20 protein-coding genes and 1 pseudogene are annotated in these 20,895 nt (G+C 70.2%); 13 read left to right on the forward strand and 8 right to left on the reverse strand.

All coding sequences use genetic code 11. The annotated features are described in order from the left end of the window. Window positions 1-90: 90 nt before the first annotated feature. The 3 genes from ACGFK0_RS18810 to ACGFK0_RS18820 form a co-directional block, all read right to left on the reverse strand. Entirely contained in the window at window positions 91-294 is a 204-nt protein-coding gene (locus ACGFK0_RS18810) for a hypothetical protein (protein WP_392906284.1), read from the reverse strand. Window positions 295-475: 181 nt separating this feature from the next. Continuing rightward, window positions 476-1,645 carry an alpha/beta hydrolase gene (locus ACGFK0_RS18815; protein ID WP_392906286.1) on the reverse strand — a complete coding sequence of 390 codons (1,170 nt, stop codon included), beginning with the start codon at window positions 1,643-1,645 and terminating at the stop codon, window positions 476-478. A 41-nt stretch (window positions 1,646-1,686) separates the two neighbouring features. Then, window positions 1,687-1,977 (reverse strand): DUF6069 family protein, encoded by a 291-nt coding sequence (locus ACGFK0_RS18820; protein ID WP_392906288.1) that lies wholly within the window; start codon window positions 1,975-1,977, stop codon window positions 1,687-1,689. A gap of 75 nt (window positions 1,978-2,052) precedes the next feature. On the opposite strand from ACGFK0_RS18820, the gene ACGFK0_RS18825 reads away from it, so the two are divergent. The 3 genes from ACGFK0_RS18825 (at window position 2,053) to ACGFK0_RS18835 (ending at window position 5,526) form a co-directional block, all read left to right on the forward strand. Next, on the forward strand, window positions 2,053-2,658 hold the full coding sequence (locus tag ACGFK0_RS18825; RefSeq protein WP_392906289.1) for a TetR/AcrR family transcriptional regulator: 606 nt from the start codon (window positions 2,053-2,055) through the stop codon (window positions 2,656-2,658). A gap of 529 nt (window positions 2,659-3,187) precedes the next feature. Next, complete coding sequence (locus ACGFK0_RS18830; RefSeq protein WP_392906291.1) at window positions 3,188-4,276, forward strand: TOMM precursor leader peptide-binding protein; 1,089 nt, start codon at window positions 3,188-3,190, stop codon at window positions 4,274-4,276. Continuing rightward, the gene (locus ACGFK0_RS18835; protein WP_392906292.1) at window positions 4,273-5,526 is read left to right on the forward strand and encodes a hypothetical protein; all 1,254 of its coding nucleotides are present in this window, start codon (window positions 4,273-4,275) and stop codon (window positions 5,524-5,526) included. Before ACGFK0_RS18830 ends, ACGFK0_RS18835 begins: the two co-directional genes overlap by 4 nt. Window positions 5,527-5,751: 225 nt before the next feature. Here the strand turns inward: ACGFK0_RS18835 and ACGFK0_RS18840 are convergent, their stop codons facing one another. Continuing rightward, window positions 5,752-6,213 carry a hypothetical protein gene (locus ACGFK0_RS18840; protein WP_392906293.1) on the reverse strand — a complete coding sequence of 154 codons (462 nt, stop codon included), beginning with the start codon at window positions 6,211-6,213 and terminating at the stop codon, window positions 5,752-5,754. Window positions 6,214-6,731: 518 nt separating this feature from the next. On the opposite strand from ACGFK0_RS18840, the gene ACGFK0_RS18845 reads away from it, so the two are divergent. Then, the gene (locus ACGFK0_RS18845; protein ID WP_392906295.1) at window positions 6,732-8,003 is read left to right on the forward strand and encodes a hypothetical protein; all 1,272 of its coding nucleotides are present in this window, start codon (window positions 6,732-6,734) and stop codon (window positions 8,001-8,003) included. After that, window positions 7,958-8,299 carry a hypothetical protein gene (locus ACGFK0_RS18850; protein ID WP_392906296.1) on the forward strand — a complete coding sequence of 114 codons (342 nt, stop codon included), beginning with the start codon at window positions 7,958-7,960 and terminating at the stop codon, window positions 8,297-8,299. Before ACGFK0_RS18845 ends, ACGFK0_RS18850 begins: the two co-directional genes overlap by 46 nt. 97 nt (window positions 8,300-8,396) lie before the next feature. Here the strand turns inward: ACGFK0_RS18850 and ACGFK0_RS18855 are convergent, their stop codons facing one another. Both ACGFK0_RS18855 and ACGFK0_RS18860 read right to left on the reverse strand, forming a co-directional pair. Then, entirely contained in the window at window positions 8,397-9,755 is a 1,359-nt protein-coding gene (locus ACGFK0_RS18855; RefSeq protein ID WP_392906298.1) for a TrkH family potassium uptake protein, read from the reverse strand. Between the two features lie 227 nt (window positions 9,756-9,982). Further along, on the reverse strand, window positions 9,983-10,447 hold the full coding sequence (locus ACGFK0_RS18860; protein ID WP_392906300.1) for a GbsR/MarR family transcriptional regulator: 465 nt from the start codon (window positions 10,445-10,447) through the stop codon (window positions 9,983-9,985). Between the two features lie 86 nt (window positions 10,448-10,533). On the opposite strand from ACGFK0_RS18860, the gene ACGFK0_RS18865 reads away from it, so the two are divergent. The 6 genes and pseudogenes from ACGFK0_RS18865 (at window position 10,534) to ACGFK0_RS18890 (ending at window position 14,882) form a co-directional block, all read left to right on the forward strand. Next, window positions 10,534-11,454, forward strand: coding sequence for an ABC transporter ATP-binding protein (locus tag ACGFK0_RS18865; protein WP_392906302.1), 921 nt, complete (start codon window positions 10,534-10,536; stop codon window positions 11,452-11,454). A gap of 39 nt (window positions 11,455-11,493) precedes the next feature. Further along, window positions 11,494-12,336: an ABC transporter permease subunit gene (locus ACGFK0_RS18870; protein ID WP_392906303.1), complete on the forward strand. Its 843-nt coding sequence runs from the start codon at window positions 11,494-11,496 to the stop codon at window positions 12,334-12,336. A gap of 157 nt (window positions 12,337-12,493) precedes the next feature. Next, window positions 12,494-12,736, forward strand: a pseudogene (locus ACGFK0_RS18875) (winged helix-turn-helix transcriptional regulator); the annotation flags it as partial. Window positions 12,737-12,797: 61 nt separating this feature from the next. Next, window positions 12,798-13,124: a hypothetical protein gene (locus ACGFK0_RS18880; protein WP_392906523.1), complete on the forward strand. Its 327-nt coding sequence runs from the start codon at window positions 12,798-12,800 to the stop codon at window positions 13,122-13,124. Window positions 13,125-13,168: 44 nt separating this feature from the next. Further along, entirely contained in the window at window positions 13,169-14,023 is an 855-nt protein-coding gene (locus ACGFK0_RS18885; RefSeq protein ID WP_392906305.1) for a YwqG family protein, read from the forward strand. Between the two features lie 160 nt (window positions 14,024-14,183). Beyond that, on the forward strand, window positions 14,184-14,882 hold the full coding sequence (locus ACGFK0_RS18890) for a TetR family transcriptional regulator (RefSeq protein WP_392906307.1): 699 nt from the start codon (window positions 14,184-14,186) through the stop codon (window positions 14,880-14,882). A gap of 49 nt (window positions 14,883-14,931) precedes the next feature. Here the strand turns inward: ACGFK0_RS18890 and ACGFK0_RS18895 are convergent, their stop codons facing one another. Continuing rightward, on the reverse strand, window positions 14,932-16,893 hold the full coding sequence (locus ACGFK0_RS18895; RefSeq protein WP_392906308.1) for a pyruvate dehydrogenase complex E1 component subunit beta: 1,962 nt from the start codon (window positions 16,891-16,893) through the stop codon (window positions 14,932-14,934). A gap of 26 nt (window positions 16,894-16,919) precedes the next feature. Continuing rightward, a complete protein-coding gene (locus ACGFK0_RS18900; protein ID WP_392906310.1) occupies window positions 16,920-18,449 on the reverse strand; it encodes a long-chain fatty acid--CoA ligase in 1,530 nt (509 codons plus the stop codon). Between the two features lie 232 nt (window positions 18,450-18,681). Between ACGFK0_RS18900 and ACGFK0_RS18905 the strand changes: the two genes are divergently transcribed. Both ACGFK0_RS18905 and ACGFK0_RS18910 read left to right on the forward strand, forming a co-directional pair. Continuing rightward, a complete protein-coding gene (locus ACGFK0_RS18905) occupies window positions 18,682-19,737 on the forward strand; it encodes an alcohol dehydrogenase catalytic domain-containing protein (protein ID WP_392906311.1) in 1,056 nt (351 codons plus the stop codon). A gap of 5 nt (window positions 19,738-19,742) precedes the next feature. Beyond that, on the forward strand, window positions 19,743-20,891 hold the full coding sequence (locus ACGFK0_RS18910; protein WP_392906312.1) for an acyl-CoA dehydrogenase family protein: 1,149 nt from the start codon (window positions 19,743-19,745) through the stop codon (window positions 20,889-20,891). Window positions 20,892-20,895: the final 4 nt, after the last annotated feature.

Below are 20,895 nucleotides of genomic sequence, written 5' to 3' on the forward strand. Positions count from 1 at the left end.
GCGCTCGGGCGGCGGACTTCGGCGGCTGGCACTTCTTCGGCTGGGTCAACACCTGACCGCGGGCCGCCGTCCGCTCCGGCGGATGCCCGGTTAGCTGTCGGCCAGCCGCCGGAGCAGGTCTTGGTCTTCCCCGACGACCCTGGCGACGGTTTCGCCGACAGCCGCTGCTCGAGCCGCCACCCCGCTCTCCAGGAGCTGGACGATGAGTTGCTCAACCGTGACGCCAGCGCTCAGCGCCAGCTTGACGAGTTCCGCGTCCAACTCCGGCGGCAGTTCAACGGTGCGGATAGCCATCTGTCGACGCTACTTGAAGGCGTCCCGCGTTCCGCCAGCTTCGACTATCAGCCCCACAACGTCGAGAAGGCCCGACATCAAAGGAACACCATGATCAGACAGAAGCCCGTGCACCGGCATCGCGACGAGGCGAGGCGCCCGCCACTGCGCCGTCCCCCGCCGACGAGGGCACGGACAGCCTCTAAGGCTGGGGGGCCTTGTTCTGCGATCTGACCTGGACGGTGAATGCCTCGATGGCGTCGATGAGCGCCTCGAAGCGGAAGGAGTGGTACAGGTCGAAGGCGTGGTTGCCGCCGCGCAGTTCGGCGTAGACGACGGGGGCGTTCGAGACCTGGCGTAGCTGGTCGGTGAAGTTCCGCGCGTCGGTCACGGGCACCATCGGGTCGAGGTCGCCGTGTGCTACGAAGAACGGCGGGGCGTCCGGTCCGATGTGGTCGAGGGGCGAGGACCCGGGCTCCCCGTTGAAATAGGGGCCGTACCAGCCGTTCAGGTAGACGGCTCCGGTCACGGAGGTGTCGGCGTCTTCGAAGCCCGGCTGGAGGGCGGGGTCGTTGGGGGTGAGCGCGGCCAGCGCCGCCATGTGCCCGCCCGCCGAACTGCCCGCGACGAACAGCGTGGAGGGGTCGGCGCCGTACTCGCGGCCGTGCTCGCGCACCCAGGCGATGATCTTTTTGAGATCGATCAGGTGGTCGGGGTGCTGGACTTGGGGCCGTAGCCGGTAGTTGGCGCTGACGCACACCCAGCCCTGGCTCGCGAGGTGGTAGAGCAGGGGAAGCGACTGGCTGTTCTTGTGGCCGCTGTCGTAGTGGCCGCCGTGCAGGTGGATCATGACGGGCGCGCCTTGCGGGCGTGAGCGGTGGTGGTAGAGGTCGAGCAGGTTGCGGCGGCCGGCGTCGCCGTAGGCGAGGTCGGCCACGCGCCGCACATCCGGCCGGCGCTTGAGGATGGGCAGGAACAGGATGCGGGCCAGCGGCGGTCGGCGCCGCAGCCCTTCGGCGAGGTCGGCGTCGAGGGCGGCACGCCATCCGGCGCCCAGTCCTTGGTCCAAGGCGCGGGCGATCCGCGCGCGGTCGCCGAGCGCGCGATGGGCGATGACCACGAGCCCGGGCGTAGTCACGGCGGCCAGGGCGACGATCGCCCAGCCGCCCGCCGAGTCGATGTCGCCTTGGGCGAACGCCAGCGCCGTCGGGAGCAGCAGCATCCAGAAGAAGGCCGCGAACGGCAGTTCGTTCGCGGCCAGGCCGAAGTAGTAGCTCGGGCGGCCGAGCGGCCGCTCGAACGGCACCGGCCGCAGCGCGAAAAGCGTGCCGAGCGCGACAAGCGCCACAGGGATCAGATAGCCGACGGGCATGAAAAACCTCCAAGTTCGCGGCCCAGAGGGCGGCAAGTGGTTCAGCTGGCGCGACGGGTCGTCATGGCCAGGGCAGGGATGACCACGGCCCCTACCGCCAGGTGCAGCAGGACCAGGCCGAGCCAGTTGGCTGTGCTCACCCCGTGTCCGGTGAACGGGCCGCTCAGCGAGAGCAGCAGGCAGGCGGTCGCGACGGCCGTCCAGATCCGGCCGGGCCGTGCGGAGCCGCTGGCGGGCTGCTTCAGGCCGGGGCCCACGCCCTTGGCGGCCGCCCAGACCGCGACGACCGCGCCGCCCGCCGTGATCAGCCGACGGGAGGCGAGATCCGACATCACGATGCTCCTAACTTCACATGTTGCGCACTCCATAAAATACTCACCATGTGAAGTTTTGGCTAGACTGTCGACATGGCCGCCATCGAGACCCCACGGAACGCACGCAGCCGCCGAACCTCCCAAGCACTGCTCAAGGCCGCCCGGGAGCTGATCGAGCAGCAGGGCCCGGCGGCGGCCACGATGGCGGCGGTGGCCGAACGCGCCGGAGTCTCCCGACGGGCCATCTACCTGCATTTCTCCTCACGCAGCGACCTCCTGGCAGCGCTGGTCGACTACCTCAACGAGGTCGAGGACCATGACGCCGCCTTCCGGCCCCTTTGGGAGGCGGCAGACGGGATCGCGGCGCTGGACGCGCGCGCCCAGATGGCGGCCGACTTCCTTCCGCGCATCATGCCGACCGCCCGCGCCATCCAGCAGGCGACCCGCCACGACCCGGACGCCGTCCAGCACTGGGAGGTGGCCACCGCGTCCCGCTACGGCGGGTGCCGGCGAGCCATCGAGTTGCTGGCGGACGAGGGCCGGCTGGCCCCGCAGTGGACGATCGGGACGGGGGCGGACATGCTCCTCGCGCTCAGCTCGTTCGACGTGATCGACCTGCTCCTCAACGAGCGGCAGTGGACCCGCCAGCAACTCGCCGACCACCTGTCGGCGCTCTACCGGCGGGTCTTCGTGGCCTGAACTCCCCACAAGGCCAGGGCTAATGCGTTCTCAGGTGCTGAATTTGAAAATGCCTTCCGGCATGGGCTGAATCGTGACTTCGCAATCCCGATCCTCCCAAGCCAGAGGCACTTTTCTCATTTCAACGGCCAGGCGTTCAACCTCTCCACGATCACCTCTGGCAGCAGCCACCGCCGGGAGGTCAACTCCCCGCGCGGCACGGGGGCGCATCGGCTCCGGCCGGGTCGGCGGCGCCGTACCCGACGAAAATCTTTCTCGACGCATACCTTCTCAAGAGGTGATCTTCAGCTTATGATCAAGATCATCGCGCGGCAAGGCGCGTTGCACCTCGATCCGCCAGGAGGTCCCATGCAGAAGGTGGAGCAGGCGAAGCAGGTTCCGAAGGTCAAGAAGATCAAGCTGGAGATCAAGCGTCTGGAGAAGATCGAGACGACCGGTCTCCGCGAAGGCGGCTGATCCTCCGCTTAGTGTCCGGCCGGTCAGGTCTCGGCCTGGCCGGCCTTCCCCTGTCGGCAACCAGAAGGCTCGCATGCGGCTTCCTCGAATCAAGCGCGTCCACCAACCCCTGGCCCTGCCCGGCGACCGCATCCTGATCGGCCTGATGCAGCAGGGCGTCGCGGCCGAGATCCAGGACGGTGAGGACGGCGGGATCGCCCGGCTCATCACCCTCATGGACGGCAGCCGCACGGTCGACCAGGTGTGCGCCGCCTTCGCCGAGACCCACCCGGGCGTCGACGAGGACAGTGCCCGCGAGGTGATCCAGGAGCTGATCGAGGGCGGTTTCGTCGAGGACGCGGGCGCGCCGCTGCCCGGCAACCTGGACGAACGCGAGGCCGTCCGCTACGAGCCCGCCCGCAACTTCTTCGCGTGGATCGACACGGCACAGCGCAGTTCGCCGTACGCGATCCAGTCGAAGATCAAGGACGCGAAGGTCTGTCTGCTCGGCCTCGGCGGCACGGGTTCGGCGGTGTCGGCCGGGCTGGTGGCCAGCGGGATCGGCGCTCTGCACGTCGCCGACTTCGACGTGGTGGAGGAGTCCAACCTCACCCGGCAACTCCTTTACACCGAGCAGGACATCGGCCTGCCCAAGGTCGACCGCGCGGTGGAGCGGCTCCGCGCCATGAACGGCCTGGTGAAGGTGACCGGTGACACCGTCAAGGCGGACGGTCCCGACGGGATCGCCGCGCTGATGGAGGATTGCGACCTGTTCGTCCTGTGCGCCGACGAGCCGCACCCCGACATCATGTTCTGGACGAACGAGGCGGCGCTGCGGACCGGCACCCCCTGGTTCGTCAGCTTCTACACCGGGCCGATGGCCGTGGTGGGCGGGCTGGTACCGCGCGAGACCGGATGCTGGGCGTGCCTGCGCCGCCAGGAGGACCAGCGCGAGTTCAAGGCCCACGGACGTTCCCTCACCGAGGAACGCCCGAACGCGGTGATCGCGGCGAGCGCCAACGTCAGCGGGCACCTGTGCGCGCTGGAGGTGCTGTACCACCTCGCGGGGCTGCCCACCCAGGCACGCGGCCGGGTCTTCCACTGGAACTACGCGATGTGGGATCACTCGTACTTCATCGACATCCCGCACGATCACGACTGCCCCACCTGCGGAACGCCGTGACCACGGTCGAGTTCCACCCGCTTGTGGTCCGTCCGGACGACGACGACCCCGACGCGGTCGTCGTCGGACGCCTGCGGATCGGGGAGTTCGCGGAGCTCCCCGCCGTGTACGGGGACGCGATCATCCTGATGCGCGAGGGCCTGACGGTCGACGCGGCCGAGGCGCGCATCGCCGCCGAACACCAGGTCGAGGTCGACCTCGCCGAACTCGTCGAGGCCCTCACCGACCTCGGGTTCGTGCGGTCCATCGACGGGGACCCGCTCCCCGACCCGGCCGAGGACGCCCCGCCCAGCCACTTCACCCGGCTCACCGAGCGCAACGTGGCGTGGCTGTTCGGCCTGCCGGCGAAGGTCGTCTGGGCGGCGGCGGTCGGCGCGGCGCTGGTCACGCTCGCCCTGCGGCCCGCTCTGCTGCCGACCTACTCCGACTTCTTCTGGACGGACTACGTCGGGCTCGCCGTCCTGGTCAACACGGTGATGATGTCGGTGTCGATCAGCGTGCACGAGATGACGCACCTGATGGCGGCACGCTCGCTGGGCGCGCCGGGACGCATCGGTTTCGGCACCCGCCTCCACAACCTGGTGGCGCAGACCGACGTCACTGGGGTGTGGGGGGTGCCGCGCCGGAAACGGTACCGGGTCTACCTCGCCGGGCTCGCCTGGGACGTGTTCCTGATGGCGACGCTGGTGCTGCTGGTCGCCCACACCGGCGTGCCGTCGTCGGCGAAGGCGATCCTGCAGGCGCTGGTCGTCACCGTCCTGATGACGATCCCGTTCCAACTCCAGGTCTACATGCGCACCGACCTGTACTTCGTGCTGCGTGAACTGCTGCGCACCCGCAACCTCTTCGAGGACGGGCTCGCCTACGCCAAGTACCTGCTCTCCAGGTCGACCGCCGCGGTGCTGCGACGCCAGAGCGCCGCCCATGACCCGACGACCGGCCTGTCACCCCGTGAACGCCTGGCCACCCGCGTCTACTCGGTCTTCCTTGTGTTCGGAGCCACCGTCACCCTCACCTCGTTCGCACTGTTCGGCGGACCCATCGTGATCGCGGCCTTCGTCCGCGCGGCCACGGGCGTCGCCGACGGCCTCACCGGTGGCTCCGCGCTCCGCGCCGTCGACTCGGCACTGCTGATCCTCATCGAGGGCGGCATCCAGGCCCTCTTCCTGATCGTCTTCTTCCGCACCCACCGCCACTGGTTCCGCCGTCGCGGCGGGCGCGTCGCCGACCCGGCCCGTCAAGCTCGGTGACGTCCCGAGGGCGAACGGTGGGCGATCATCGCCAGCATGGCGACGGGCCTCCCCCCGCCGACCCAAACATCCTGCCCTAGCCGGCATCGACGTCCCCGGCATTGGTATCGCGGGTCTTCGCCGTTGCGGGGGCCGTCCTCGCGGCGGTTGCCGCGACGCTGTTCAGCCGTCTTCATCCGTGACCGGCGCCCGGGGAGACAAGGAGAACCGCCCCCGTCCGGACAGTCAGCGGATCGGCTGGTCCCAGAGGATCTCCACCTTCTTGAGGTCGTCGCGATCGGCCAGGCAGGCGTAACCGGACCGGTTCGCACCGATGTCACCGGCGAGTAGCGGCGACACTGCGGCGATACTGTCGGTCTCGAAAGGGGCCTTTCCGGGAACCTGCACCCGCACACGGACGCGGTAAAAGCGGGTGTCGTTGATCTGGGCGCGCTCACCGCGCACGCCGAGGATCTCGGCGGTGCAGTTGACCGCGTGGGCGCGGGCCACCCGGCTGCCAGTTATCTCATGATTCACCGAGACGACCAAGGAGATCCCCCACCCGAATCCCGCAGCGGCAACCAAGAAGATCAAACCACCGATTGCCACCTTGGGCTCGCGCTCGCGCAGCCCTCCAACCAGGCCCAACAACCCGAGAGGGACCAGCACCAGCACGGGGATGCTCAAAACAACAATAATGAGGACCACGAGATCATTTTACCTAGATTTTAACTCGCGCTTGGTGGCGCCAACGGCCGGATCGCGCTTGGGTCTGGCCTGGACATGGCCCGCGAATGGTGGCACACACCTGCCTTCGCCATCGAGCGCACGGACGAACTCCGCGCCCTCGTCCTCGGCCTCGCCGGCCGGCCGGCCGATGGGGCCCGCCGTTCGCCCACCGGCTGATCCGGCGGCGGGACGGCTCAATCGGGACCGTTGCGATCTCGCGCTCGAAGGGCTGAAGGACCTCGTCCGTGCGGATCAGCATGGCTTCTGGGAAGAGCTCTGCCGAGGACGCGCAGCCGGCGTCAAGCTCGCCCGAGGCAATCTGTCGGGCTTCTTCGGCGACGGATCGGCGCCAGTGTTCAAGTGCAGCGAATGGCCATGTGGCGGACCGTAGCGAGCCTCCCCGTCATTCCGGTCTGTGATGTCACGCTGATCCATTCGGCGCCCAGGGTGTACGTTTCGTCCATGATCTATCGAAGGGACGTCCAGGCCGCGCTCGCATGAGCGGCCCGGGACAGTGGGAGTTCGGCGGCCCCGTCGGGGACGGGCTCCCCTACTACGAACACGCTCAGCGGCTGCGGCGGATGCACGGCTCCGGTCCACTGCCCCAAGGCGGCCGTCCGATGCCGGACGCGCCGGCGGACGGGGATGAAGCGCCCCATCGGCGCGATCTGACCCGTGCCGACATCGCGGAACTCGTCCGGACGCTGGACCGGGCGGTCACTCACTGGCCGCCGGACCGTGAACTGCTGTCGGTGCTCGACGACCGGATCCGGCCCCTGGACGTCAGTGGCAGCCGCGACAAGCTGGCCGCCGGGATCCGGGAACTCGATCATGTGCCCGCGGACCGCCTTCGCCTGCTGGGGCGATGGCTGGCCGGGACCGGTACCCATGTCAGCGCGGTCGACCTCGGTCTGATCCTGCTGGGCCTGGCCGGGCACGACGACGACCGCGACCTCATCCTCACCCTCGCCTCGCTGAGCCACCCCAGAGGCGCGGCCGACGCCCTGGCCACCTCACAGTCGCGCCCGCACGAAGCGCTGCTGGAAATGGCCCACCAGACCAGCGACTGGGGACGGGTGGACGCGATCAATGGCCTGCGTGGAGCACAGGTGGAGCAGCGCGACAAGGACTGGCTGATCCGCGACGCCTGCGACGGCGGCTTTCTGGACGTCTACTTCGCCGAGGTCGTCGCCGAGACCGGGGACCTGGCCGGAACGCTCGCCGCCGACACCGTCGACGACGATCTCCTGCGCGGCGCCGAACTGGTGCTGTACGCGCTGTGTGAACTCGAATGGCCTTCGCTCGGCATCCTCGGATACCCCGACGCCGAGGCCGCCGTGCAGCACTTTGCCCGGCATGTCGCCGCACGGCCACCGACACTGAACCGGCTGGGGCAGCTGGTGCCGGTGTACGCGTTCTTGTGCAGCCCTTTCGCCAGGGACGCCCACTGGAGCACCGAAGGACTGTCTCGCGTACGTGACCTCTACCGGGACCTTCTGTCGTCACCGGCGGCCCAGGCGATCGTGACCACGAGCCTGGCAGCGGCCGATCCGGGAGAATTCGTCAGGGCGGCCTGGGTCGCCGGGCACGCCGGTCTACCCGTACGGGATCACCTGCTGCGCCGGCTGGAGTCCGATCCCCTGAACCGTCATGTCTGTGCTGGCTCCTGGACGGCGGCCCCGGCGCGCGGGTCGGCGCCACGAACACCGCCGAAGGCATCGACGTGGCGCTCGCCGCCGCCGGACGGCTGCTGCCGCTGCGGCGGTTGATGACCGGGCCGCCGGAGCCCGCCGGGGACGCGGATCCCTACGAAGAGATCCTCGACCTTGTCCTCAGCCGGCTGCGCACCTATCCCGGCCACGGTTGGGAGATTATCCACACCGCCTTGCGGAGCCATGCGCACGGCTACCGCAGCCTGGCCGTACTCACCCTCCAGCGCTGGTCCCCAAAGCAGTTCCCACCGGAGGCCGTCGACGTGCTGGAGAGCGTCCGCGCGGCCGAGCCCTGCACCGAACTCCGCGAGAAGCTCGCCGCGCTCATCGGCCGGGTCCGCACCGGCGGATAGTCCAGTCTCGCCCGTCCCGGCCGGGGAACTGCAGATCGTGGAGGAGAAGCGAGGCTTAGACCACGCCCGTGGAACGAACTCGACCCCAACCGGAAGGTCAACCCACGATGGGGCGTTCCTCGGGGAGTTCGTAGCTGAGGGTGCGCTCGCGCAGGGCCAGGGCGGTGCCGAGGGTGAGGGGGCCGATACGGCCGATGAACATCAGCGCGATCAGCACCAGGTGGCCGGCGGCGGGCAGGTCGGCGGTGATGCCGGTGGACAGGCCCACGGTGGCGAACGCCGAGACCGCCTCGAACAGCACCCGGTCCAGCGGATGGTCGGTCATGGCCAGCAGGGTGAGGGTGGCGGTGGTGACCACGCCGAGGCTGAGCAGCACGATCGCGATGGTCTGGCGCTGGGTGGAGTCGGGCAGCCGGCGGTGGCCGATGTTGACGCGGGGTTCGCCACGCATTTCGGACCACAGCACGAAGGCCAGCAGGCCGAAGGTGGTGACCTTGATGCCGCCGGCGGTGCCGGCGCTGCCACCGCCGATGAACATCAGGACGTCGGTGGCCAGCCAGCTTTCGGGACGCATCGCGGCGATGTCGAGGTTGTTGAACCCTGCGGTGCGCGGCATCACCGCGGCGGTGAACCCGGCCAGCACCCGCGACTGCCCGGGCAGGGCGCCGAGAGTGGCGGGGTTGGTCCATTCGGCCGCGGTCAGTACCAGGGTGCCGCCGACCAGCAGCACCGCCGAGGTGCCGACGGTGATTCGGGTGAGGATCGACCAGGTGCGCGGGTAACGCCAGCCGCGGGCCAGCTCGAACACCACGGGGAACCCGAGCCCGCCGATGATGACCGCGGCGCAGATGGTCAGGCTGATCCACGGGTCGTCGGCGAACCGGACCAGGCTGTCCGGCCAGAGCGCGAACCCGGCATTGTTGAACGCCGACACCGAATGGAAGACGCCCAGGTAGGCGGCGCGGCCGAACGGCACGCCGTACCCCAGAGCGAACCGCCCGCACAGCACCGCGGCCGCGATCGTCTCGCAGGCCAGAGTGAACAGCACCACCTGCCTGATCACCCGGCGGAGGTCGGTCATCCGCAGGGTTTTGGTCTCGGCCTGCGCGGCGAGCCGCGCACGCAGCCCGAGCCGGCGCGACAGGACGATCGCGAACAGGGTGGCCAGCGTCATCAGCCCGAGCCCGCCGATCTGGATCAGGCACAGGATGACGACCTCGCCGAACGTCGTCCAGTGGCCCGCGGTGTCGACGGTGACCAGTCCGGTCACGCACACCGCCGATGTGGCGGTGAACAGCGCGTCCAGTGGCCGGGCCGAACCGGGCTCGTGCGTGGCCGCGGGGAGCCACAGCAGCAGCGTCCCGATCGCGATCGTGGCCGCGAACCCGGTGACCACGATCTGGGCCGGGTGCTGGAAGCGTTCCAGCAGCACCGTCCCCCACGGCCGCACGCGCATTGGCTGAGTCCTGCGCCGAAACAGGGTCGCCCTCCCGAGGTCGATCCGCATTAGAGCACATCGCGCCCGGGGCGCAGCGGAACGGGGCGGGTTCGGTCCCACTCGACCCATGACCGGCGTCCCCGGCTCCGGTGGACGCCTACCCGCGACCGCGGCGTCCCCGTGCTTAGGCGGCACGTGTTCAGGTGCCCCAGTGGTCGGGCGACCCCGTGTTCAGGCGCCCGTGGTCAGGTACCGGAGCGGCGGTCGCGTCCGGTCCGCCAGCGCTCGATCAGGGCGGGCATTTCGCGGAACATGAAGCCGTAGAAGTCGCGCATCTCGTCCAGCCGCCGGGCGGCGGGGCTGTCGGGCCCGGCGGCCTCGATGCCCCGGTCGGCGGACTCGAACATCGCCTGCACCAGGCCGTTCTGGGCCGACATCAACGTGGCCCAGGCGCCCTCGCGCACCCGGTAGTGCTCGCGGCGGCTGCCCGGCGCGGGGGCCCGCTCGATCAGCCCGACGGTGGACAGCATCTTGATCGCCCCCGACACGCTGCCAGAGCTGATCCCCAGCCGCTCGGCCAGATCCGGGGCGGTGACACTGTCCTCGTCGGCGAACATGAACGCCGCCAGCACCCGCGCGGTCGCCTTCTGCAGCCCGCCCTGGGCCAGCACCAGCGCCAGATGCTCGGCAGCCTCGGTAGTGTCCGCCAAGGTCCCCCTCCTGAAAATCGCCTGACGAGATCTTAACAGCTCAGAGTCTTCAAAAATCTTTGAAGACTCTGATAGCGTCTCCCGGCATGAGCGTCGCAGCGATCGACATCGACCACCTCACCAAGACCTACGGCACCCGCCGCGGCCTGGCCGACCTGTCCCTGCAGGTGCGGGCAGGCGAGGTGTTCGGCTACCTGGGCCCCAACGGGGCGGGCAAGTCCACCACCATCCGGATGATGCTCGACCTGATCCGCCCCACCTCCGGAACCGCCCGCGTCCTCGGACTGGACCCCCGCGGCGACGCGGTGCGGCTGCACCGCCGCATCGGCTACCTGGCCGGCGACTTCGTCGTCGACGGCCGGCAGAAGGCCGGTGAGTGCCTGACGTTCCTGGCGGGCCTGCGCGGGGGCGTCCCGGCGCACCGGATCGCCGCACTGGCCGACCGGCTGGAACTGGACCTGGACGCGCGGATCAAGACCCTGTCCAAGGGGAACCGGCAGAAGGTCGGCCTGGTGCAGGCGTTCATGCACCAGCCCGAACTGCTGATTCTGGACGAGCCCACCTCCGGCCTGGACCCCCTGATCCGGCAGATGTTCCTGGACATGGTCGCCGAGGCCCGGACCAACGGCCAAACGGTGTTCATGTCCAGCCACATCATGAGCGAGGTCGAAGCGGTCGCCGACCGCGTCGCCATCATCCGCGAAGGCCGCCTGGTCGCCATGGACACCGTCGCCGACCTGCGCGCCCGCTCCTTCCTCCAGGTGCGGATCACTTTCGCCGCCCCCGTGCCGGTGGAGGAGTTCGCCGGCCTGCCCGGCGTCACCGACCTGGCCGCCGACGGCGCCACCCTGACCTGCCGGGTCGAGGGCAGCCCCGATCCCCTGATCAAGGCCGCCGCCCGGCACACCGTCACCGGCCTGCACGCCGACACCCAGGACCTGGAAGAGCTCTTCCACAGCTACTACACCGGCCAGACCGACGAGCCCGGCAGGGGCGCCGCCGCCTGACCCCTCCCCCCACCCGACACGATCACGAACGGCGGCACCATGACCACCACCGGCCCCGCGGCCACCACCACGATCCCCGGAGCGTCCGGACCCGCCCGCGCCTTCAGCGGCTCGATGTTCACCAGGACCCTGTACGACAACCGGCGCATCTTCACCGTCTGGGCCGTCGCCACCGGCCTCCTGGCGATGATGTACGGCAGCTTCTACCCCCAGATCACCGCCGACTCCCTGGCCGGCGTGCCCGAAGCGATGCGGGGCTTCGGCTTCGACGACGCCACTGACGCGGCCGGCTACCTCCAAGGCGCGGTGTTCGGACTACTGGTCCCGCTGCTGGCCACCTTCTACGGCGCCGCCACCGGCGCCCGCATGATCTCCGCCGACGAGGAATCCGGCTACCTCGACCTGCTCCTGGCCCACCCCATCGGCCGCACCCGCCTGCTGCTGCACCGCTTCGCCGCCCTGGCCGCCGGCGCCCTGGCGATCGCGGTGACCGTCCTGGCCGCCATGCTCGCCATCCGCTCGACCGCCGAACTCGACACCATCAGCCTCGCCGGCTTCACCGCACAGGCGGTCAACCTGGCCCTGCTGACGATCCTGTTCGGCGCGCTGGCCACCGGCCTTGGCGCCGCGACCGGCAAGAGCCGTCCCACCGTCTTCGGCATCACCGCCGGTCTCGGCGTCGCCGCCTACGCCCTGAACGGCTTCGCCCCCCAGATAGGCGCCGACCGGCTCCGCCACCTGACCCCGTACCACTACTACATCGGCGGCGAGCCCCTCAAGAACGGCCTCCACCTCGGCGACGCAACCGTCCTGGCCGCAGCCGCGATCATCCTGATCGCCGCAGGCGCCTGGCGGCTCGCCCGCCGCGACCTGGGCCGCTGAGCAGCACCGGACGTGCGCGTCTCCACGCTTCAGGGGATTGACGATGGAGAACTGCCACGGAAGGCGCATGATTGAGGCATGCGGCACTTGGTGAGAGCAGATCCTCGGCGTGAGCCATTCGCTCCGCGACGTCGGAGGACGCGGGGATCGGCGCTGTATGAGTGACCACGATGTGTTCCTCGCCGACTGCCCCGCCCGCACCACGCTGGACCTGGTGGCCGACACCTGGTCGGTCGTCGTGGTGTTCGGGCTGGGAGGTGGTCCGCACCGCCATGGCGAACTGCGGGAACGAATCGGCGGGATCAGCAAGAAGATGCTGACCCAGACACTGCGCAAGCTGGAGCGCAACAACATCGTGGAGCGGCGGGTCCTGGCCACCGCACCCGCGGGTGTGGAGTATCGGCTGACTCAACCCCGTCGAGATCGAGGGATTCACTCTGGTCGCAGAACCCGGCCGGTCGATGGCGCAGGACATCGAGCGGGCGACCGGCGGACACGTGGTCAAGGCGTTCAACCTCTGCCACGCGCGCGTCTGGCAGATGGAGCCGCCGCTGTTCGACGATCGCCGTCTGGTCGTTCCCTACTGCGGTGACCACCCGGCGGCTCTGGATGCGACGCGCCAACTGATCGCCGACATCGGTGGTGAACCACTGCCGATCGGTGACCTGCGGCAAAGTCTCCACCTCGAAGCGATGGCCGCGATCGTGATCTCATTGCTGTTCGGCGGACGCGACCCTCTCACGGTCTTCAACCTCGTCGACCACGCCATCGTCCCCACGGACGCGTAGCCGAGGGCCGTGGCCGGGTTCTGGACGCTGTGTCGTTTTCGTCCGTGGCCTCTGGCAGCATGCCCGTCATGCTCGCGATGTCGCGATTCGCCGAACTCGTCCGTGCCGGGCTCCCCGAGGATCTCGCCGAGCGTTGGATCCATCTTGCCGAGCCCGACGGGTATCGCCTGTTCGCGGCGGGCGCGGGGGACGAGACCGTCGGCGCGCTCGGTGGCGAGCCGCTGTTGCCGGGTTCCGTCGAATGGCCGCACTGGGAAGGGCACGGCCCGCTCTCGTTCGTCGCCTCGCTGGACTGTGCCGGGCTGCCCGGTGTCGGGCTCCCCAAGGACGGGAAGCTGCTCTTCTTCTATTTCGACCCGCAGGCCCATAACTTCAGCTCATACGTGAACACGGACGATCCGGAGACCTGTGCAGGCGCGCGGGTCCTGTACGTTCCGGACGGTACAGAGGGTGAACCGCGCCGCACACCGGAGCCGCTGTCCCCGTACCGGCACGTGCCGTTGCGTCAAGTGACGGGGATGGACCCGGTCCGCCTCATGGACTCGGAGGTGTGGAAGCCGCTGGGGCTGACGCCGGACGACCTCGACGGCGTCAAGCACTTCGAGTACGTGCTCTTCGACGAGGACCAGGGCGAGGCCGGTCATCAGGTGGGCGGAAGACCTCAGCACATCCAGCATCCGGTCGCCCTGGAGATCGCCGGGAGCGTCGTCGGGAACCTGGACGACGACGAGCGGTTGTGGGACGAGGCGCGCCGGTGGATGCTGCTGGCGCAGATCGCGGGTGACGAGGGCGCGGGCATGGAGTGGGGCGACGGCGGGCGGCTCTACTGGATGATCATGTGCGAGGACCTTGAGGCGCGGCGCTTCGACCGGGTCCGGCTGGTCTGGCAGAGCCACTAGGACACCCAGGGTGATCACGCGGTCCGGTCATCGCGGACGCGGTCGGTCCGGGCGGCCGGCCGTCATTCCGGCAATGAGCGGCAACGGGTATTATCGTGTTCTCTTGAGAAACGAGACTGCGAATCATCTCGTCACCGCCTAGCGAGAAACTGGGAACGCGATGCCCCGCCCTCCAGGCCATGGCCCGGGATATGAGATCAAACGCCAGGAGATCATTGACCGGGCGGCCGAACTGTTCGCCCGGAAGGGGTACGCGGCGACGGGGATCAATGAGATCGGCGGCGCGGCCGGCCTGACCAAGGGCGCGCTTTACTACTACATCGGGTCGAAGGAGAACCTGCTGGTCGAGATCCAGTCCAGGGTGATGCGGCCGCTGCTGCGGACGGCACGCCGGGTCGCCCGCCTGGAGGTGGACGCCGTGCTGCGGCTCAGGCTGCTGTCGGAGGCGCTGCTGTCCATCATCCTGCGCCGGCTCGACCATATCTGGGTTTACGAGCACGACTACCGGATGCTAGGCGGCGATAACCGGACCCGGCTGCTGCGGCAGCGCGGCGAGTTCGAGGGGATAATCAGCAATCTGCTGGCCGAGGCCATGGATTCCGGAGAATTCCGGGAGATGAATCCCCGGCTGGCGATGCTGCAGTTTCTCAATATGCACAACCACACCTACCAGTGGGTCAGGCCCGAGGGCAGGTGGGACGCGGGATATCTGTCGCGCGAGTACTGCGCGACGCTGTTCACCGGTTTCCGGGCGGTGCACGGCCCGGCGGACGACCTGGAGGAGCGGGTGCTGAAATTCCGCGAACAGCACCCGGAACTCGTCCTGGACCCGCTGGAGGCGGAGGAGGCCGGCCCGTGACGGGCGAGCCCGTCACGGGCGGGGGCATGGCGGGCGGGGGCATGGCGGGTCAGACCGCCGCGACCCGGCGCAGGGTCGTCGCGATGGTGTCGGCGTCCGGCAGCCAGAGCCGTTCGAGCGACGGGGCGTAGGGGGCGGGCATCGGCGGCGGCGCGACCCGGACGACCGGTGCGTCCAGGTGCCAGAAGCCCTCGTTGGCCGCCATCGCCACGAGTTCCGCGCCGACACCGAAGTCCCGGACGGCCTCGTGGGCGATCACGAGGCGGTTCGTCTTGGCGAGCGAGGCCAGCACCGTCTCCCGGTCGAGGGGCGTGATCGTGCGCAGGTCGATGACCTCGACGTCGATGCCCTCGGCGGCGACGGCGTCGGCCGCGGCGAGGCAGTCGTGCACCATCCGCGAGTACGAGACGAGGGTGAGGTCCTTGCCCTCCCGGACCACTTTCGCCTTCCCGATGGGGACGAGGTGTTCGGCGGGCGGGCGCGGCCCCTTGCTCCCGTACTGCAGCCGGTTCTCCACGAAGACGACGGGGTTCGGGTCGCGGACGGCGGCGCGGAGCAGTCCGTAGGTGTCGGCCGGCGTCGACGGCATGACGACCGTGAGACCCGGCACGTGCGCGAGGAGGGCCTCCAGGCTCTGCGAGTGCTGGCTGCCGGAGGAGCGTCCGGCGCCGAACTGGGTGCGGACGACGAGCGGCAGGCTCGCCCGGCCGCCGGTCATGAACCGCAGTTTGGCGGCCTGGTTGAGCAACTGGTCGAAGCAGACGCCGATGAAGTCCATGTACATGATCTCCACGATCGGCCGCATGCCGGCCATCGCGGCCCCGACCGCGGTCCCGACGATCGCGGTCTCCGAGATCGGCATGTCCCGGACGCGGCCGGGGAAGCGCTCGGCCAGCCCGCGTGTCAGCCCGAAGACGTTGCCGCCCGCGCCCACGTCGATGCCCGCGACGAACACGTCGGGGTCGGCCGCCAGTTCGTGTTCGAGGGCGGACTTGACCGCGTCCATCATGCGGAAGTCCGCACCGGCCGGCTCGGGTGGCTCGGGCAGGCTCGGGCGGGGCGCCGAGACATGGTCGAAGAGGCTGGACGGGGCGGGAGCGGGGGCGGCACGGGCGGCTTCGACCGCCGCCTCGATCTCGGCCTCCACCTCGGCCTCGACGGCGTCGATCGCGGCGCCCTCCGCACCGGCCGCGGTGAGCCGCCGGCGGGACACCAGCAGCGGGTCGCGCTTCTTCCAGTCCTCCAGCTCCGACGGTGACCGGTACCGCTCGGGGTCGCCTTCGTAGTGGCCGTGCCAGCGGTAGGTCTCCGCCTCCACCAGGACGGGCCCCGACCCGCCGCGCAGCCGCTCGACCACCGACGCCACGACGTCGGTCACGGCCGCGACGTCGTTGCCGTCCACGTGCTCGTAGCCGATGCCGTAGCCGGCGGCGCGGGCCGACAGCGGCGCCCGGTGCTGGTCGGCGGCGCTGGAGAACTCGGCGTAGTGGTTGTTCTCGCACATGAACACCACCGGCAGGTCCTGGACGGCGGCGAGGTTCACCGCCTCGTGGAACATGCCCTGCGCGACGGCGCCGTCCCCGAAGAAGGCGACGACGACGCCTCCGGTGCGGCGCATGGACGCGGCCGTGGCGGCGCCGACCGCGATCGGCAGCCCGGCGCCGACGATGCCGTTGGCTCCGAAGACGCCGTGCCGGGGGTCGGCGATGTGCATCGAGCCGCCGCGGCCGTGGCAGGCGCCGGTCTCCCGGCCCATGAGCTCGGCGAACATCGACTCCGTGTCCAGGCCCCGCGCCAGGCAGTGGCCGTGGCCCCGGTGCGTGGACGTGATGACGTCGCGCTCGTCGAGGGGGGCGCACGCGCCCACGGCGCTCGCCTCCTGCCCGATCGACAGGTGGACGAACCCGGGCACCTCCGACCGCCGGTACAGCTCGGCGGCGCGCTCCTCGAAGCGCCTGATCCGCCGCATCCTGCGGTGCAGTTCGAGAAGGTCGGGGCGGGAGCCGGTCATGGCGTCCTTCCGCGGGTCGGTGACGGTCACGGGGCGGCCGTGGCGGGGCGGTCGCGGAGCAGCCGCTTGAGCACCTTGCCGGACGGCGTGCGGGGCAGTTCGCCGATGAGCTCGACCCGGGCGGGGACTTTGAACCGGGCCAGCCGGGCACGGCAGAAGTCCTGGATCTCCTCCGCCGTCACCGTCTCGCCCGGCCGGGGAACGACGAACGCCCGCGGCACCTCGCCCCAGCGCTCGTGGGGCAGGCCGACCACGGCGGCCTCCAGTACGGCCGGGTGCTCGTAGAGGACACGCTCGACCTCGGGGGTGGCGATGTTCTCCCCACCCGAGACGATCATGTCCTTCTTGCGGTCCTCGACGTAGAGGAAGCCGTCCTCGTCGAGCCGCCCGACGTCGCCGGTGTGGAACCAGCCGCCGCGGAAGGCCCGCTCGGTGGCGGCCTCGTCCCGCCAGTACCCGGCGCACACTTTGGGGCCGCGCAGGACGATCTCGCCGAGGGTTCCGGCGGGCACGTCCCGGTCGTCCTCGCCGACCACGCGCACCCGGACATGCGGGATCGGACGGCCGACGGAGCCGAGCTTGGCGAGGGTGTGCTCCCGGTCCAGGAACGTGTCGCCGGACACGGTCTCGGTGAGGCCGTAGGCGTCGGCGAACCAGGCGTTCGGGAATCCCTCCAGGATGCGGCGGACCAGCGGTTCGGGCATCTTCTCCCCGCCGCCCACGATGAACCGCACGGACGAGGTGTCCCGGCGGCCGAGTTCCGCCGACCCGAGCACCGCGTTCATCATGGCGGGGGCGAGCCAGACGTTCGTGATCCGCTCGCGCTCGATCGCGCGCAGCACCTCGTCCGCGTCGAACTTCCGCTGGACGACGAGGCTTCCGCCGGCGTGCCAGGTCGCGAGCGCAGGAAGGTCGAGCGCGCCGACGTGGTACAGCGGGCCGCAGACGAGCGTGATGTCGGCGTGCGTGAGGCCGAGGTGGATGATCTGCCCGAGGTTCTTGTAGATCACGTTGCCATTGGTGATCTTGACGCCCTTGGGCCGTGAGGTCGTCCCCGAGGTGTACATGAGCCGCTGCAGTTCTCCCTCGCCCGTGTCGACCGGCGGGACGCCGCGGCCGAGGTTCGCCTCGACGAGGTCGGGCAGGCGGGTCCAGGACGGGCCGGCGGCCCCGTCGAGGGTGATGCGGTGGCGCAGTTCGGGAAGCGCGAGGTTCTCGACGGCCGCGCCGAACTCGCTCTCGGTGATGAGCGCGCGGGCGCCCGCGTGGCCGAGGATGTACTCCCATTCCGCGGGGGCGAGCCGGTAGTTGAGCGGCAGGAACACCGCGCCGATCCGGTTGGCCGCGAAGACCGCCTCCAGGAACTCGGCGTGGTTGTAGAGCAGCAGCCCGATCACGTCGCCGCGGCCGATGCCGAGGTCGAGCAGACCGTGCGCGAGCGCGTCGACGCGCGCCTGGAGGTCCCGGTTGGTGAGCCGCCGGTCGCCGTGCACGACGACGGTCTTGCCGGGCCGCCGCTGGGCGTGCTGGTCGAGAACACTCGCGAGGCTGTACATCGCCGGGCCTCTCCTCCGGAATCGTCCGATCGGCCGGCCCGTTAATCAGTCCGACCGGTATATAAAACCGCGTGAACGGCACCCTAAACGGCACGGACGACCTTGACAAGCCCTCGGACGGACTCCGCGGAGTGTCGCGGAGGGAGTCTCGATCTCCGCCCTGGCCTTGACAGTTGATCGACCGCGGGGATTTCATTGACCGATCGGTACATGAAACTATCTGTGAGGTGCCATGAGAGCCCTGCGCTGGCATGGACCACGCGACCTGCGCCTGGAGGACGTTCCGGAGCCTGAGCCGCCAGGGCCCGGTGAGGCGCTGATCGAGGTGGCCTACTGCGGTGTCTGCGGCACCGACGTGCACGAGTACGCCTCCGGTCCGCACATGATCCGTCCCGGCCCGCATCCGCTGACCGGGCACCGCCCGCCGCTCGCGCTCGGCCACGAGATGAGCGGGACGGTGCTGGCCCTCGGCGGTCCCGCCCCCGGCGTCGAGGTCGGCGACCGGGTGGCCGTGGACCCCTGCTGGCGGTGCGGCGAGTGCCGCTGGTGCCGCCGCGGCGAGTACCACATCTGCCCCAAGGGCGGGTCGGTCGGCCTGGCCTCCCCCGGCGGTTTCGCCGAGCGGGTCACCGTCCCCGCCGCCGGGCTCGTCCGGCTGCCGGACGGCGTCCCTGACGACCTCGCCGCGCTGGCCGAGCCGCTGGCGGTGGGCCTGCACGCGGTGCGGCGCGGCGGCGTCGGCCCCGGCGACCACGTGCTGGTGCTCGGCGCCGGCCCGATCGGCGTCGCCGTGGTGCTGGCGGCGAAGACCGCCGGCGCGGCCGGCGTCTACGTCAGCGAGCCGGAGCCCGCGCGCCGGGAGCGGATCTCCGGCCTCGTGACCGAGGCGTACGACCCGGACGCCTCCGACGTGCGCCGCGAGGTCTACCTGCGGACCGGCAAGGTCGGCCCCGACGTGGTCGTGGAGGCCACCGGCCTCCCCGGCCTCGCCGCGGCGGCGGTGTCGTCGGCCCGCCGCGGCGGCCGGATCGTCCTGGCGGGCATCGGCGACCGCCCGGCACAGCTCGACCTGACCGCTCTGACGTTCTACGAGCGCACCCTGGCCGGAAGCCTCGGCTACAACTTCGACGTCGGCCGGGTCGTCGACCTGATGTCCGGCGGCGTCCTCGACCCCGCACTCATGATCACCGGCCGTTTCCCGCTGTCCGAGGGCCCCGGGCTGTTCGCCGATCTGGCCGCCGGCCGCGGTGGCCACCTCAAGGCGCTCCTGTCCCCGAAGGCACCGTGACCCCCATGAACTTCGACCTGCCCCCCGAGATCGTCGACCTGCAGCGCACGGTCCGCGACTTCGCCGCCAAGGAGATCGCGCCGCACGCGCAGCGCTGGTCCGAGGACGAGCACTTCCCGTCCCCGGTGTTCCGCCGGCTCGCCGACCTCGGGCTGATGGGGATGCTCGTCCCCGAGGAGTACGGCGGCACCGGCGCCGGAATGGTGGCCTACGTCGCCGTCATGGAGGAGCTCGGCGCCGCCGACCAGTCGGTCGCCGCCGCGTGGAACGCCCACTCCACCATCGCGAGCCTGCCGCTCGCCGTTTTCGGCACGCCTGAGCAGAAGGAGCGCTGGCTGCGCCCGCTGGCGTCCGGCGAGCGGCTCGGCGCGTTCGGGCTGACCGAGCCGTCCGCCGGTTCCGACGCGGCGGGCATCGCCACCCGCGCCGAAAGGTCCGCCGGCGGCTGGGTCCTCAACGGCACGAAGATGTTCATCAGCAACGCCGGCACCGACATCAGCCTCGGCGTGACGGTGCTCGCCGTGACGGGGACGGGTGAGAACGGCCGCCGGCGCTACGCGACGTTCTTCGTCCCGGAGGGCACCGGCGGCTACACCAAGGGCAACCGGTTGAAGAAGCTCGGCTGGCACGCCCTGGACACCCGCGAGCTGGTCTTCACCGACTGCTTCGTCCCGGACGACCACCTCATCGGCGAGGAGGGCAACGGGCTCCGGCAGTTCCTGGCCGTCCTGGACAAGGGCCGCATCAGCGTCGCCGCGCTCGGCCTGTCGCTCACCGCGGCGGCGCTGAAGCTCGGCGTCCAGCACGCCAGGACCCGCCACCAGTTCGGCCGCCCGCTGGTCGACTTCCAGGCCGTCGCGCACAAGCTCGCCGACATCGCCACCGAGTACGAGGCGGCGCGCGGCCTGATCTACAAGGCGGCCTGGCTCGCCGACCAGGGCCGCCCGCACGCCACCGAGGCGGCGATGGCCAAACTGTACGCGTCGGAGGTGGCGAACCGCGCGGCCTCGCAGAGCCTGCAGGTGCACGGCGGGTACGGCTACATCCGGGAGTCCGACATCTCCCGCTTCTACGCCGACGCCAAGATCCTGGAGATCGGCGAAGGAACCAATGAGGTGCAGCGGAATGTCATCGCCCGCGCCCTCACCCAATAGGAGA

The organism is Spirillospora sp. NPDC048823 (assembly GCF_043198445.1).
GTDB lineage: Bacteria > Actinomycetota > Actinomycetes > Streptosporangiales > Streptosporangiaceae > Spirillospora.

Excerpts from the sequence above, each read along its gene's own strand:
- ACGFK0_RS18810 (WP_392906284.1), bottom strand. The coding sequence starts at position 294 with ATGGCTATCCGCACCGTTGAACTGCCGCCGGAGTTGGACGCGGAACTC.
- ACGFK0_RS18815 (WP_392906286.1), bottom strand. The coding sequence starts at position 1,645 with ATGCCCGTCGGCTATCTGATCCCTGTGGCGCTTGTCGCGCTCGGCACG.
- ACGFK0_RS18820 (WP_392906288.1), bottom strand. The coding sequence starts at position 1,977 with ATGTCGGATCTCGCCTCCCGTCGGCTGATCACGGCGGGCGGCGCGGTC.
- ACGFK0_RS18825 (WP_392906289.1), top strand. The coding sequence starts at position 2,053 with ATGGCCGCCATCGAGACCCCACGGAACGCACGCAGCCGCCGAACCTCC.
- ACGFK0_RS18830 (WP_392906291.1), top strand. The coding sequence starts at position 3,188 with ATGCGGCTTCCTCGAATCAAGCGCGTCCACCAACCCCTGGCCCTGCCC.
- ACGFK0_RS18845 (WP_392906295.1), top strand. The coding sequence starts at position 6,732 with ATGAGCGGCCCGGGACAGTGGGAGTTCGGCGGCCCCGTCGGGGACGGG.
- ACGFK0_RS18855 (WP_392906298.1), bottom strand. The coding sequence starts at position 9,755 with ATGCGCGTGCGGCCGTGGGGGACGGTGCTGCTGGAACGCTTCCAGCAC.
- ACGFK0_RS18865 (WP_392906302.1), top strand. The coding sequence starts at position 10,534 with ATGAGCGTCGCAGCGATCGACATCGACCACCTCACCAAGACCTACGGC.
- ACGFK0_RS18870 (WP_392906303.1), top strand. The coding sequence starts at position 11,494 with ATGACCACCACCGGCCCCGCGGCCACCACCACGATCCCCGGAGCGTCC.
- ACGFK0_RS18880 (WP_392906523.1), top strand. The coding sequence starts at position 12,798 with ATGGCGCAGGACATCGAGCGGGCGACCGGCGGACACGTGGTCAAGGCG.
- ACGFK0_RS18890 (WP_392906307.1), top strand. The coding sequence starts at position 14,184 with ATGCCCCGCCCTCCAGGCCATGGCCCGGGATATGAGATCAAACGCCAG.
- ACGFK0_RS18895 (WP_392906308.1), bottom strand. The coding sequence starts at position 16,893 with ATGACCGGCTCCCGCCCCGACCTTCTCGAACTGCACCGCAGGATGCGG.
- ACGFK0_RS18900 (WP_392906310.1), bottom strand. The coding sequence starts at position 18,449 with ATGTACAGCCTCGCGAGTGTTCTCGACCAGCACGCCCAGCGGCGGCCC.
- ACGFK0_RS18905 (WP_392906311.1), top strand. The coding sequence starts at position 18,682 with ATGAGAGCCCTGCGCTGGCATGGACCACGCGACCTGCGCCTGGAGGAC.
- ACGFK0_RS18910 (WP_392906312.1), top strand. The coding sequence starts at position 19,743 with ATGAACTTCGACCTGCCCCCCGAGATCGTCGACCTGCAGCGCACGGTC.